Origin of the sequence: Butyrivibrio sp. XB500-5 (assembly GCF_003625505.1) — a bacterium.
Classification (GTDB): domain Bacteria; phylum Bacillota; class Clostridia; order Lachnospirales; family Lachnospiraceae; genus Butyrivibrio.
In genome coordinates, this window is record NZ_RAIS01000001.1 from 908,156 (window position 1) to 921,729 (window position 13,574).

General features: G+C 41.5%; 10 protein-coding genes. 1 reads left to right on the forward strand and 9 read right to left on the reverse strand.

Annotated features, from left to right (window positions below; all coding sequences use genetic code 11):
- Positions 1-26: 26 nt before the first annotated feature.
- Together D6856_RS04160 and D6856_RS04165 are read right to left on the reverse strand one after the other, a co-directional pair.
- Positions 27-2,246 carry a YcaO-like family protein gene (locus tag D6856_RS04160; protein ID WP_120685846.1) on the reverse strand — a complete coding sequence of 740 codons (2,220 nt, stop codon included), beginning with the start codon at positions 2,244-2,246 and terminating at the stop codon, positions 27-29.
- Positions 2,247-2,257: 11 nt separating this feature from the next.
- Positions 2,258-4,000 (reverse strand): hypothetical protein, encoded by a 1,743-nt coding sequence (locus D6856_RS04165; RefSeq protein WP_120685847.1) that lies wholly within the window; start codon positions 3,998-4,000, stop codon positions 2,258-2,260.
- Between the two features lie 463 nt (positions 4,001-4,463).
- Between D6856_RS04165 and D6856_RS04170 the strand changes: the two genes are divergently transcribed.
- A complete protein-coding gene (locus D6856_RS04170) occupies positions 4,464-5,531 on the forward strand; it encodes an ABC transporter substrate-binding protein (protein ID WP_158588820.1) in 1,068 nt (355 codons plus the stop codon).
- Between the two features lie 68 nt (positions 5,532-5,599).
- On the opposite strand, the gene D6856_RS04175 is transcribed toward D6856_RS04170, so the two are convergent.
- The 7 genes from D6856_RS04175 to D6856_RS04205 all read right to left on the reverse strand — a co-directional run bounded on the left by D6856_RS04175 (position 5,600) and on the right by D6856_RS04205 (position 13,569).
- Positions 5,600-7,219 carry an ABC transporter substrate-binding protein gene (locus D6856_RS04175; protein ID WP_120685849.1) on the reverse strand — a complete coding sequence of 540 codons (1,620 nt, stop codon included), beginning with the start codon at positions 7,217-7,219 and terminating at the stop codon, positions 5,600-5,602.
- A 43-nt stretch (positions 7,220-7,262) separates the two neighbouring features.
- Positions 7,263-8,183, reverse strand: a complete 921-nt coding sequence (locus D6856_RS04180; protein WP_120685850.1) for a carbohydrate ABC transporter permease — start codon at positions 8,181-8,183, stop codon at positions 7,263-7,265.
- A 9-nt stretch (positions 8,184-8,192) separates the two neighbouring features.
- Positions 8,193-9,134, reverse strand: a complete 942-nt coding sequence (locus D6856_RS04185; RefSeq protein WP_092246768.1) for an ABC transporter permease — start codon at positions 9,132-9,134, stop codon at positions 8,193-8,195.
- 84 nt (positions 9,135-9,218) lie between these two features.
- Complete coding sequence (locus D6856_RS04190; RefSeq protein ID WP_120685851.1) at positions 9,219-9,971, reverse strand: response regulator transcription factor; 753 nt, start codon at positions 9,969-9,971, stop codon at positions 9,219-9,221.
- A 1-nt stretch (position 9,972) separates the two neighbouring features.
- Positions 9,973-11,619 carry a sensor histidine kinase gene (locus D6856_RS04195; RefSeq protein WP_120685852.1) on the reverse strand — a complete coding sequence of 549 codons (1,647 nt, stop codon included), beginning with the start codon at positions 11,617-11,619 and terminating at the stop codon, positions 9,973-9,975.
- Positions 11,598-12,152 carry a GNAT family N-acetyltransferase gene (locus D6856_RS04200; protein WP_158588821.1) on the reverse strand — a complete coding sequence of 185 codons (555 nt, stop codon included), beginning with the start codon at positions 12,150-12,152 and terminating at the stop codon, positions 11,598-11,600. Before D6856_RS04200 ends, D6856_RS04195 begins: the two co-directional genes overlap by 22 nt.
- Complete coding sequence (locus tag D6856_RS04205; protein ID WP_120685854.1) at positions 12,142-13,569, reverse strand: phosphoglucomutase/phosphomannomutase family protein; 1,428 nt, start codon at positions 13,567-13,569, stop codon at positions 12,142-12,144. Before D6856_RS04205 ends, D6856_RS04200 begins: the two co-directional genes overlap by 11 nt.
- Positions 13,570-13,574 lie beyond the last annotated feature (5 nt).

Genomic DNA, 13,574 nt, shown 5'->3' on the forward strand with positions numbered 1-13,574 from the left:
CATCCCTTCCACGTGATCTGACTCTTTTAGTGCGGATACGGACCAAGATACAGATCTTCTATAACAGCTTCCTTATTGGATACCTTCTTATAGACAGGATATTTAAGAGTTCTTGCGCTAACTGCTCTTACAGGGTCTCCTGTCCTTTGAACATCGCCTTCTACAATAACTCTCACAACAGGTATTCCAATGGATTTTTTGGTCAGATTCGTGTAAAGAATATCCGCGTCTTCTCCCAATACCTCTTTTATCCTGCCTGATACAATATCTATCATTTCTTTTACCGATAAATACTCAGTATCTTTATATTCATCCATTTTCTTTATTTCACCTTCCGAGTTAATGTCCTTCCGGACAAAGTATGAAAGCGAGTAAAAAGAATCATAGGAGTACATCGACTCATAATCTGAGACTGATCCGTAATCACATATATCTATATCTTTTTCCGGAATTAGAGACTGAACCGCCTCAGTCACCGATCTTTCAAGTGCTATCTCCGCGGAAAGAGACGCCCCAAATCCGTTAACGGCATAGTGTTCATAATCATTCCTGTCTACTATCCAGGTTCTGAAAACCGGAAATCCCAGGTCGTTGGAGTAGTCTCTTGTTATGATCTCATACCCCAATTCTTCTATTTGTTTCATGAGTTTTTTAAGCTCATTGTTTTTGGAAGAGTAAATATCAACTCTGGGAAGCACACATCTATTTGCTTGGCCCATGATCCACGCATCATGTTCAATAACTTCAAAAAGTCCCTGAAGCACAGCATCCTCTACCGTTGCTCCCGCAGCAAGACCTGTGGAGGATATCCCATTGTCAATACTCTTGAATGTGACGTTGCTAAGATAGACAAACGACGCAGGAACAAGCTTACTTTTTCCGGACAATACAGATTTTGCTTCAACCCAATCTATAGCTCTGTCGTGATCTATATCGTATTCCTTATCGATCATTCTTTTCTGTCTTTTAATGAGTTCCAACGAATACCCATCTTTACCGACTTCATTCGGCGTAGCTCTCACAAGTCTTTTGTCACCATAGTATCTTGCACTGAGCCTTTCAAACAATTCAAAACACGCAGAGAAGTACGCCTGTCGGGGATTAAGTCCTTTTCCCTGGGAGTTTATGGCATACATGATATACGGAGTTTTGTTTTTGTAGCTCGTCTTAACGGAAGCGTCAAATGACGGCATGACATCGGCAAGCGGGTTATCGCCGGCTTCTTCAACCCTTACTTCAAGCCCTGTTCTTTCTATTGCCTCATCCAGGATCTTTTTGGTCTCTTCAGTTCCTGTGCTCCTGTAACCTCCGACTTTATACAGTATCTTTTCATTTGATATGAATTGGGGTTCTTCACTTTTACTATTCTTATATTCCTCATATGTTATGAGTTTTCTGTTCATGCCTTTGCAATAAGGGCATGAAGTCGTAGGTGTAAATGCGATGACTCTTTTTTCATTTGAAGAATCAAATTCGATTATCTTATTCATAAATGCCGGAAGATCATCTTCACGATAGAGAGTCCTGATCTCATTCATTACCTTGGACACATATACAGATGTCTCCTCAGGCACTTCTTCACAGGGAAAAGAATGCTTTATATCCCTTATATCCTCAAATCCTATATTCTCCCCTGATACGATCCTTAACTGTTCTATCTGATGTGTGTAATAGCATCCTACGCATGCGCTCTTATACGGCACAACGCTGGGTCCCAGCTTGATGCTATCTATTTGGGTTGATATCACGGTAAATGCAGTATCGTCGGCAAGCATCTTCTCGTTTAGATCAAGGACGGTTCCTATATCATAGTTTTCCGACACAATAAGCACGACACTGTCATCTGATGTACCCTTTCTTTTCAGATACTCGCATGCCCCGACGACTTCAGTTATCTCGATGTCATCGTAAGTCCTATCCGTTATATATTCTGCAAGTTTTCCTTCCCCTATGACTCTGAGGTGGATTTTTTTCCTTGTCTTTTTCTCAATCTTTTTTATAAGCTTTTCTTCCAAAAGAACATCTATAAACGCTTCAACCTCTTCTTTTTCATACTTTGGTACAAACGCATTTAAAAGCTCTTTATATGTTATTGGGTGATCTGCTTTTCCAAGCACCTCCTCCAAAACATCGTGATCGCACTCGATCATTTTTAATTCCCCGTCTGCGGATATCAAAACTCCATCCTTAAAAGGAGTTGTTGATAAAGCAGGATTTCTAAGCAAAACAGCGCTGTTGCTAAGCATTTTTCCTCCTTCTATATTGCAAGGCTCAAATATTTATCATCTTCCGAATACATTATTTTCTTATCAATAAAATCCTTTAATACTTCCTCTATTCTTCCCAGTTCTGTTTCTTTAAATTCCGCAGCCAGATCATCTTTCGTCTTGATTGAATCACAGAAAAGATACATGTCTTTTGCAATTCCTTCATAATAATATCTGTATTCCCGGTTATCGTATCTTAAATCCTGGATTCTTAGCTTGCCTCCTGCTTCAAACTTCTGGAGCAGGCTAATCTGTTTGGGAAGAGCATCACTTGCGCCCTGATAATATACCTTCCTCCAATGTTCTATAAGTTCTTTCCATTTTTCCTTTCTCTCATCAAGACCTTCATTCTCTGAAACAAAATCATAGAAAAAAGGCTTGTATGTCTCTTTTATCCTCTGGGGAAACCATATCCCTTCCTTGTTTTCTCTTAGCTTTATTTCTTTCACTCCGTATTTCCCGGGGTGGAAATATATATCAGATCCGAACGTTAATCTGAATTCTTCATCATCAAAAGGCGGAACCATGTGTAATATAAGCTCAACCGTTTCTTTGTTGCTCCTGTAATGTTCTTCCGTTTCATAGGGCATACCGTACATAAAGTTGTGATAACATGCCACCCTGCTTCTTTCAGAATTTTTAAGGAACATTATATTATCAATGGTTGACTGGCCCTTATTCATCATATTCAGGTAATCCGTATCATAGTTCTCGGTTCCCACAAGAAGTGATGTATCCGTCTTTTTCAAAAGTTCAAATTCTCTGTATTCCTTAAAAGACGTGACCTTGAAATTCATGTCGAAAGCACCTTTAAGTCCGGGATATTCCCTGTAAAGGTCCTCTAAAAGTTCATACCAGTTTTCATTGTTTACAAACTGCAATATCAAAATATTCAGCGTGTTGTATTTATCTATAAGAGTTCTGTAATCTTCAAGTACTTTTTTGATAGAACGCTCTCTGAATACGTGTGTTTTGCAATTGAGTGTGCAAAAGCTGCACTTACTCCACCAGCACCCCCGTGACGTTTCTACTTGAAGTCTTGGTTCACTCATGAATTTTTCTTTAAAAGATTTATCGCATTTTTCTATTTGTTCAAAATAATCATCGTAGTCAGGTGTTGGAAGAAAATCCAAATTATCATGATACTCAACCCCCGCTTTTTTCTCCAAAAGCGCCAAAACATTTTCTTCCACATTTTCCGCTATTGTTTTGTCAATAAACGGAAATGTTTTTTTCATCGAAACGGAAAGGCCTTCATTGCAGTGATAGCCGGCAAACCATATCTCATTTCCGTACTTTTCTTTTATCTTTTGTGCATAATACAATGCGGAAATAAACTGCTGCGAATACAGATAAAAGAGAACAGGAACTCCTTTATACTTTTCAAGTCCTTCTATCTGTCTGTCTATCACTTCCTTAAAAGAATTTCTGAGCTCATCAAATGTATAAGAACTTTCACCTTTATTGTTCTCATACCATTCTGATATAATCTCATATTGTTCCGGATACAACAGTGATGCGATAATGTATTCACCTATCCCGGTCATTCTCGCAAAGTGATATTTTTCTCCCCCAAGCTTCTCAGCAAAAGAAATATATAGATGCTCCACTGATATTTTTTTGCCTGCATGCCTCAAAAATGCGGCAGTTGATGCAGTCTCAAACGAAGGTAGCACAAAAGATACCAACGGAACGGTTAACATCACCAGATCTTTTTTATTTACGTCTTTCATATCTGTACAGTCACCCCTAAAGCACCTGTATATTTTTAACAGTGAGCCGGATGCTCTAAAGCTTTTCTGTTTTTAATACTATAATAAAGGGGAGCGATAGCAGCCTATCGCACCCCCTCTGTTATTATCTACCAGGTAGTTCAATTAGAACGCTGAAGTTGTTGTTGTGCCACCCTTGTGGTGATGTCCGCTAACGATAGCGCTCTTCTTAGCCTGTGTCTGTGAGTAAACCTTAATCTTCATTATGTTTCTCCTTTCAATGAATCAATTGTAAGTTTGATCATCTTCGCGAAAGATGTTGTTGTTAGTATATGCTAACAACAATGCAGCTGTCAATTACTGTTTTAGCCTTTTTATCAATAGTTTTTTTCATTTTCTATTGAAAAAAAATTAGCAGAATGATAAGATATGCAAATAGTTAGCAATTGCTAACATGACCATTGTGTTTTTATCGGAGGATCATATGAAAAAGAATACTTTATTATCAATCATGCTGTCTTCCTGTATGATCATTTCCCTTGCTGCATGTGCATCGGGAAATTCTACAGGCCCCCAGAATTCCGGCTCAGAAGCTTCATCAGACATTCCACAAGCTTCTGCTGCTGAAACTACCGTTAATGCCGGCACCGACACTTCTTCACCGGAGGAATATCAGCCTGTAACGATCACTAATATGGATAATGAGCTCGTATTTGAAAAGGCTCCCGAAAAAATAGTCGTTCTGTCTTATGACACCGCTGAAATACTGGCAGCTTTAGGCCTTGAAGATAAGGTTATAGGTCTTGCTGAAGCGGATAGCTCAATCGATGATGTTCTTCCAAAGTACAGAGATTCAGTTTCCAAAATGCCTGTTATAGGAGGCCTTTCCAACGGAGTTCCGTCTCTTGAAGCTGTTTTGGCAATGGGCCCTGATTTTGTGTACGGAGCTTCTTATTCCTTTATGGAACAGAACGCCGGAAAAGCACAGGATTACCTCGATTCAGGCATCAATGTATATGGTTCCACAGGAACATACTCAGATATCCCGACTCTTGAAGATACCTATCTTGACATTGAAAATCTCGGTAAAATCTTTGGAGTAGAAGATAAAGCTTCAGAACTCATAAACGATTTAAAGAATCGCGTCGACGCAATCAACTCAACTGAAAAGAGCGATAAGCCATTAACTGTTTTTGTTTATGATTCAGAAGAAGATGCTCCTTATACAGCAGGCGGAAGCAGTCTTGAGAACAAGATCATCGAACTTGCCGGAGGAGAGAATATCTATAAAGACCTTGATTCCGATTTCAAATCTGTTGCATGGGAAGATGTCATATCTAAAAACCCCGATGTTATTCTCATAAACAAGTACGGAGGTGAAAACGATGTTCAGCAGAAGATCAACTTCTTAAAGAGCATGCCTGAACTGGCAGAAGTTACCGCGGTAAAGGAAGATCATTTCGTCAGTGCTTCTATGCTTGCCGTATTCCCCAGCATTCAAAATGTAGAAGTTATCGAGGAGCTTTCAGAAAAGTTCAATGAGTGGAAATAATACACATGTGAAAAAAGGCCGGCGTAGCATATGCTACGCCGGCCTTTTATATATTGAATCTATATCAATCACTGTCCTTTAGCCGCCATAAATGTATCGAGCTGGCTGTTTGCGTCATCGATTATTCCATCGATTCCGTTATCTTTAAGCTTCTTAAGGAACTCAGGAAGCTTCTCTTCGGGGTCAACCGTTCCTGTGCAAAGTGAGAGCATGTACTCATCAACAACGTTGGCTACGGCACCCATCTGTGCCTCTACCTGTGAAGAATCATAAGCATATCCGAGGATTGGGATCTCTTTTGCTGCTCCGTAGTATGACTTAAATCCATCCCAGAAATCTGTGCCCTGAGCATCTGTAGGAGGAAGGATTGTTACGTTGCCGACACCGTTTGTCCAAGGCTGATAATCAGCTCTCTTATCTGTAAATGTGATTGTTCCGTCATCATTCTTGGTATAGTGAATATCCTGTACACCGTAGTTAAGAAGTGTCATAAGTGTAGGATCTGTATTTAAGAGATTAAGGAACATCATAGCTCTGTCAGGATTCTTGGAAGCTGTTGAGATAGCCATCATAGCGCCCTGTGAAGATGTTGTATCAACATAAGCGTCTGTGCAAGGAACCATCTCTACGTGGATTCCTCTCTCCTGTGAAGCCTGAAGCTCATATCCGAGTGAATATGACTGTGTTCCGATGAGGTACTCACCTGAAAGCTGTTTGTTTGTTCTTGTATCGTTGGCCTGATTCTTGTTACCCATTGCAGGATCGATGAAGCCTTCAAGATAATACTTTCTTGTCTGATCTACGAACTTCTTGAACTCCTCTGTCTCAAACTTGTTTACAAGCTTGTTGCCGTACTTGCCGGGCTTTGAAACGTCTGTAGGATCAAGATAGTATGACATGAAGTTACCTGTTGCGCTGTCACCTGTAACGATGATAGTGTTGTCTACCATTCTCTCAAGAACCGCACCCTCGATAAGAAGAGGATAGAAGTCGTTTCCTTCGCCTTCTTTTACAGTCTTTAAGATCTCTTCAAATCCATAGTAGTCGGTATTCTTGATATCATCGAGTGTGTATCCGTATTTCTCCAAAAGATCTACGTTAACATCCCAGCAGTTCTGAGTAGCGATATCCTTGTATCCGGGAACAGCATAAACGCCGTATCCGTCGGAACCGTTGATAGTAGCACCGTTGATAAGAACTTCGGGAAGGAGCTTCCAAAGATCCTGTCCGTACTTCTCGATCAGGTTGTTCTCGGGATTATCAAGTCTTACCCAGTAACCGTCTCTTGCAAACTTGTTGTACTCATCGGCACTCCAAGAGCATGTAAAGTAAATATCAATATCGTCTCCACCCTGAAGCGCAAGCACCGCATTCTGATCGAAATCACCCCATGTGCCCCAGATAGGCTCAAGAGTAACATTGATCTTGTCTTTAAGATATGCGTTAACCTCTTCCAGCACCTTGCTGTCATCGGTTACGTTACTTCCGTGGAAGTACATCTTAAGAGTAACGGGATCAAGAGAAGCTACATCAATCTCCTCAGGTGCTGCCGGCTCTGCTGCTTCCGCTGAGGGAGCCGCTTCTCCTGCATCGCCCGAACTTTGTGTTGCACCTCCTGAAGCCCCACATCCGACTGCAGCCAGTACCATAGTACATGATAACAATACTGCCATTAGTTTCTTCTTCATATAACCCTCCTTTTTTAAAAGCACGTCTCGTGCATCATTAACATCATCCTTTTACCGAACCGATCGTAAGTCCCGAAACAATGTATCTCTGGAAAAAAGGATACGCACAAGCAATCGGAACTACGATAAGAACAACCAGTGCCATCCTGAGTGAATCTGACGGAAGATCGCTTACGATATTGCTCGCCTCCGCACCGATCATGGATGAGTTCTTCACAAGGAAATCCACCTTGGTCTGCATCTGCATAAGCAGATACTGAAGTGGGAAGAACTTGGCTTCTCTTATATAAAGCATTGGAATGAACCACTCGTTCCAATACGCCAGTGCCGATAATAAACCGACCGTTGCTATTCCCGGTTTGGAAATGGGAATAATGATCTTAAACAGTGTCGTATACTCTCCCGCCCCGTCGATCGCCGCTGCATCTATGAGTTCCTCCGGAATCGAACTCTGGAAAAAAGTCCTCATAACAATGATGTTGAACGGATTAAGGAGCATCGGGATTATTACTGCCCAGTAGCTGTCTGAAAGTCCAAGAACCGTCTTACAAACAACATATGTAGGTGCAAGGCCGCCTCCGAAGAGCATTGTAAAGAACGCCCAGAAGGTAAAGAACTTTCGGAATTTGAAATCCTTTCTGTAAAGCCCGTAGGAGTAAAGGATCGTAACCAGCATCGTAAGTATCGTTCCGACGATAGTTATAAAGAAGCTGTTAAAATACGATCTCCAAAGCTGATCTCCGAGCTTCATAACATAGTTGTATGCTTCCAGCGACGTTGTCTTGGGAATAAACGAATATCCTATCGCTCTTATGCTCTCCTGCGATGTAAAAGAAATTATCACAACAAATACAAACGGCACGATACACAAGAGACAGAACAGAATAAGCACGATATGGCATATTATTTCTGCCGGAACGGATATGGAATTTATCCTTCTTCTTTTAGTCTTAGCGTTAGCCATATATCCTCCTTAGAACAGTGCGCTGTCCTCATCAATCTTTTTTACCACCTTATTGGCAAACATAATGCACACGAAGCCTACGGCATTTTGCAAAAGACCTCCTGCCGTCGACATTCCGATATTATTGGTTGCCGTCAAAACTCTGTAAATATAGGTATCGATAACCTGCGTCGCCGAGAAAAGAGATCCCGAATTAAGAGGTACCGTGTAGAACAGACCAAAATCGGAATTGAAGATCTTGCCGACATTCATGATAAGAAGAATGCAGATCATCGGTCTTAAGTTAGGAATTGTCACGTAGAATATCTGCTGCCACTTGGTAGCTCCGTCGATAGCCGCCGCTTCGTACTGCGTAGTATCGATTCCGGTTATGGCTGCCAGATACAGGATTGATGAATATCCTATATTCTTCCAAAGATTACATATCGTCAGGATAAACGGCCAATATTTCGGCGTATTGTACCAGTCTATCTTTTCAAGACCTTTGGTCATAAGGAAATGATCGATAAGTCCCTTTGTGGGATCAAGGAATGCAAGCAGGAAATAACTTGCTACAACCCAGCTTAAGAAATATGGAAAAAACATAAGTGTCTGGTAAGTCTTTGCAACAAACTTATTTGTAAGCTCATGCAGCATGATCGCGAAAGCAACTGCGATCACCAGCCCCAATGCGATCCATACAACGTTATAACAGATAGTGTTTCTGATATATATCCAGGAATCCGTTGTGGCGAATAAAAACTCGAAGTTCTTTAAACCTGACCACGCAGAATGCATCAGATTATTCCAGAATGTTGGATTTTTGGGATAAACTTTATAGTTCTTGAACGCGAGAACAATTCCCGCCATTGGAAGATATCTTAAGAAAAAAAACCAGATTGCTCCCGGCAAGACCATGCTTGTCAGAAATATAGTTTTCTTTAGACTTGCTCGTTTCTTAGTCTTAGACATTTGCAGCCCCCTTTTTTACTTCTCTAAGAATATTGTAGAGTCTGCAAATCCCTAAGTCACGGCACCATTTTGTTCATTTTTGTACTATTTTGTGTGATTTCTGTATTCGTTTGCGGATATGCCTTTTACCTTCTTGAAAACCCTCGAAAAATGGGCCACATCCAAGAATCCGACTTCCTCCGCAACATCGCTTATTCGCTTCGAAGGATCTTTTAACAGCTCGGAAGCCTTCTTGATACGAACGGTATTAAGTATCTCCGAGAAATTCTTGCCGGTCTCCTTATTAAGAAGCTTACTTAAATGCCACTGGCTCACATAGACCTTGTCTGCGACATCGGACAAAAGAATCTTCTCGTTATAATGTTCTTCTATGTAGCTGAGAGCATTTCTTACGATGAAATTATCGGCTACCGCCTCTTCGGAAGCTTCACCTTCAGGAACGTCACTGCTTGTTCCTTTTATCTTATCCGATCTTTCGACCATATGAGCTATGGCTTCATTTATCTCATCCATATTGGACGGCTTTAACAAAAATCTGGACACTCCGAGATTGATCGCCTTCTGCGCATATTCAAAATCTCTAAAGCCCGTAAGGATAGCGATCTGCATATCCGAGTATTCCGACTTAAGTCCCGCGATCATGGTAAGGCCGTCCATCTGCGGCATACAGATATCAAGGAAAAGAATATCCGGATGTAGCTCTTCGATAACTCTTTTCCCCTCGACTCCGTCTCCCGCGGTTCCCACCACTTCGCAGCCGTATTTGGCCCAATCTACACTTTTGGACAAACCCTGTACGATTATGGGCTCATCATCTATGATGACAACTTTCTTCATCTCATCCCTCTTTTCTTATCGGCATGACCATTCTGAATTGCATTTTGTTCTCGCCGGACTTGTTAACGCTTAGTCCGTACTCTTCCCCAAAGATCAGCTCTATTCTCTTGTTCACGTTGTAAATACCGATGGAGGTATGTGTTCCCGGTTCGCTCTTTTTAAGCTTGAGCTCTCCGCTTATGATCTTTCTGATCCTGTCCACTTCCTCATCCGAAATATCTTTTCCGCTGTTGATTACATCTATTATAAGTTCATCGTTTTCTTCAAAAATATTGAGCCACACGGTACCTCTGTTGACGCTCTCAACACCGTGTTTGATGGCATTTTCAAGTATCGGCTGTAATATAAGCTGCGGCACGTAAGTTCCAAGCGTCGTGCTGTCTATGAGCTTTTCAACCTTAAGTCTTTCTCCGAATCTCATGCTCATGATATAAAGGAAAGCATCTCCGCATCTAAGCTCATCGGCCAGCCGCACAAGCGTATCGTTGTCTCTGTTGATGCCCGAATCAAGGACAGTTGCCAGCGATTCTATCATCTTACTGACTTCCACATCTCCCGACATTCTCGCCTGCCAGTTCATCATCTCCAAAGTATTATTAAGAAAATGAGGATTGATCTGCGCCTGAAGCGCCGCTATCTGTGCATCTTTCGTCATCATCTTCTGGGTATACTCGGTATTCTTTTTCATATAATAATAGGAAAGCAGCATGATAGGTATCATTCCTATTATCGTGATAAATACGATGATGTTGATCCTGAAAAGCTCATAATACAGATCTTTTGAATTCTGAAGATAAAAAAACTGCATTTGATAGTACATACTGGAGGTAGCGCACCTGTAGCCCTCATAGTACCTTCTGAAATAAGGTATTATATTGAAGTTTCTCCTATAGATATCTTTTCCGGAAGAAAGATACTCAAGCACTTCCTTCTTATCTTCTTCAATTTCTTTATCCGAATCCCTATAAGTAATAAATTCTTTTTCATCGTCAAAAGAAATATAGATGGCGCTGGAAGTATCTATCGGAATATCCGCAAAGAGCTTTTGCTTATCGAGACCGGCAACTATCGTGGCGTAGCGCCTGTCATAAGCGGAATAAAAAAGATTCTGAACAAGGTATATCCTGTTATTGGCAACGACCACCTTGGTTCCCTTTTCTTTTTTTTCGATCTTATCCTTGATCACCGGCTCTATATATTCTACGTACTTATCATATTCGTAGCCGTTCTTTCCGACATATGCACTCGGTGATTCACCGTCTTCATAGTAGAGTGCAACACAGGAATAGTGCCCGTCCATATAGAATTTCCTGTTTAGCTCGGATCTTGCCCAGACAAGGAATTTCTCATTTCGCGAGCGCCTCTCCCACTCACCTCCGACCGACTCTTTATGAAGCTTGTAGCTTGCATCGTCAATCTGAGATTTTATGAGTACCGCTGAGACCTTGGCTTCATTTGCCATTTCTCTTTCGGTTCTTTTTACATATGCATCCTGATATTGAATAAAGATAAATGCAGACAGCACCGCGATCGGAAGTATCCACGATGCCATGAATATAAGAAAAAGAGAGCGCTGTAAAGAGGATAAGCCAAGCTTACCCCTAAACAAGCCTCTCTTCTTTTTTCTTAACCCCTCACGCTTTCCCATTTACCCTCTTTGTTCCACTTAAGTACGGTCTTATACCCAAGCTTGGAATACCAGGGTGCAACTCCCGTGTAGTGAACATAGCTTATATCATAGCCAAGCTCCTTAAGTATCACGGTTGCTTTATCGATCATCTTAAGACCGATTCCCTTTTTCCTGAATTCCGGGATCGTTCCGACACAGCCGGGACCTCCAACCTTGTAGGTAATACCGTCTTCCTCATACATTTCCATATCTTCGATCATACAAAAGCTGACAACTCTGCCCCCGCAGAAACCACAGTAAATCCTGTCAGTGGGTTTGTATATGTCAGCCCAGGATTCATCAACCTCTCTTACTGCTTTTAAGAAGGTTTCAAAATCTCCTTTATAATAATCATATACTATATTTTCGGGGATGTATAATTCTTTGTTTTCCTCATAGGAATCCAGCATAAGTGTCATCTCTTCATAGGTTTTGTCGGATGATATATTTGCCAGATTTTCGGGCGATAGGAAATCTTTGTATAAGGTATCAAACAGTTTTTTATTGTTCATGTTTAAGTTCCAAAAACTCCTCATATAATTTGCAAAGCTTCTTGGCATCTTCGGTATTCGGCATCTCGGAATAGATCCTTAAAAGCGGCTCTGTACCTGAAAATCTCGCTATTATCCAGCCGCCGTTTTTAAAGTAAACCTTGCTGCCGTCAAGATAGCTTACCTTATCCACATCAAAGGAAAATTCAGGAAGTTCTTTTTTGATAAGGAGTCTGTCCATAATCTCTTCCTTTTTCTCCTGAGTGAAGTGGTAGTCATTCTCTTCCATTGCGATCTTTCCATATTTTTCCTCAAGGTCCTCTATGATCTCTGACATCTTCTTACCGGTAACTGCGATCATTTCAACAAGAAGCATTGCGGCATACACACCGTCTTTTCCCTTGATATGTCCGCGTACGGTAAGACCTCCCGATGACTCTCCGCCGATAACGGCATCCGTCTCATTCATCTTGGCCGATATATGCTTAAATCCAACGGGAACCTCGTAGCACTTTTCGCCGTATTCTTCAGCCATTCTGTCAAGGACGTGCGTTGTGCAGACATTTCTTACAACAGGACCCTTCCAGCCTTTGAACTCTTCGAGATAATAATACAAAAGAGCCATTATCTCATTGGGGTGAAGGAATCTGCCCTTATCGTCGATGACACCGATCCTGTCGGCATCTCCGTCGGTTGCGATTCCTATATCGTAGTGTCCGTCCACAACAACGTTCTGAAGCTGATGAAGCGTAGCTGCGGTAGGAGCGGGAAGCTTACCTCCAAAAAGAGTATCATGTCTGTCGTGAATGGTCTCAACTTCGCATCTTGCAGTCTGAAGAGTAATTCTAAGAGACGTCTCACTTACGCCGTACATAGGATCAAGAACTACTCGAAGGCTCTTTTCCTTGATGGCATCCATATCTATTCTTGATATTATGCTGTCGATGTATTCGTTAAGAGGATAGATCTCGTTAATAAGTCCCGCCTCTTTGGCTTCATCGTATTCCATATATTCGACGGGATCGCCTGTCTCGACTTTCTTGATGTACTCCTCTATCTGTGCTGTCTGGATCTCATCAGCATCCCTTCCGCCTGCGGTAAATACTTTTATACCGTTATAAAGAGCGGGGTTGTGGCTCGCGGTCACCATCATTCCGTAAGAAAGCTCATGCTTCATAACATAGAACATAACTACGGGTGTTGGAACAGACTTGTTTATGAGATAAGCCTTTATTCCCTCCTTTGCAAAAACTCGTGCTGACCACTGCATTGCTTCTTTAGAAAGGAATCTCCTGTCATAGCCTATTACTATTCCTTTTGATGCAACGCCTTCGTCTTTCATCTTGGTTGCAAGGGCTTTGGCAAGAAGCTCTATATTACTTCTTATGAACTCATCACCTATGATGGCTCGCCATCCGCCTGTACCGAATTTGATCATTTTAT

Excerpts from the sequence above, each read along its gene's own strand:
- D6856_RS04160 (WP_120685846.1), bottom strand. The coding sequence starts at position 2,246 with ATGCTTAGCAACAGCGCTGTTTTGCTTAGAAATCCTGCTTTATCAACA.
- D6856_RS04170 (WP_158588820.1), top strand. The coding sequence starts at position 4,464 with ATGAAAAAGAATACTTTATTATCAATCATGCTGTCTTCCTGTATGATC.
- D6856_RS04195 (WP_120685852.1), bottom strand. The coding sequence starts at position 11,619 with ATGGGAAAGCGTGAGGGGTTAAGAAAAAAGAAGAGAGGCTTGTTTAGG.
- D6856_RS04205 (WP_120685854.1), bottom strand. The coding sequence starts at position 13,569 with ATGATCAAATTCGGTACAGGCGGATGGCGAGCCATCATAGGTGATGAG.
- D6856_RS04190 (WP_120685851.1), bottom strand. The coding sequence starts at position 9,971 with ATGAAGAAAGTTGTCATCATAGATGATGAGCCCATAATCGTACAGGGT.
- D6856_RS04175 (WP_120685849.1), bottom strand. The coding sequence starts at position 7,219 with ATGAAGAAGAAACTAATGGCAGTATTGTTATCATGTACTATGGTACTG.
- D6856_RS04165 (WP_120685847.1), bottom strand. The coding sequence starts at position 4,000 with ATGAAAGACGTAAATAAAAAAGATCTGGTGATGTTAACCGTTCCGTTG.
- D6856_RS04185 (WP_092246768.1), bottom strand. The coding sequence starts at position 9,134 with ATGTCTAAGACTAAGAAACGAGCAAGTCTAAAGAAAACTATATTTCTG.
- D6856_RS04200 (WP_158588821.1), bottom strand. The coding sequence starts at position 12,152 with ATGAACAATAAAAAACTGTTTGATACCTTATACAAAGATTTCCTATCG.
- D6856_RS04180 (WP_120685850.1), bottom strand. The coding sequence starts at position 8,183 with ATGGCTAACGCTAAGACTAAAAGAAGAAGGATAAATTCCATATCCGTT.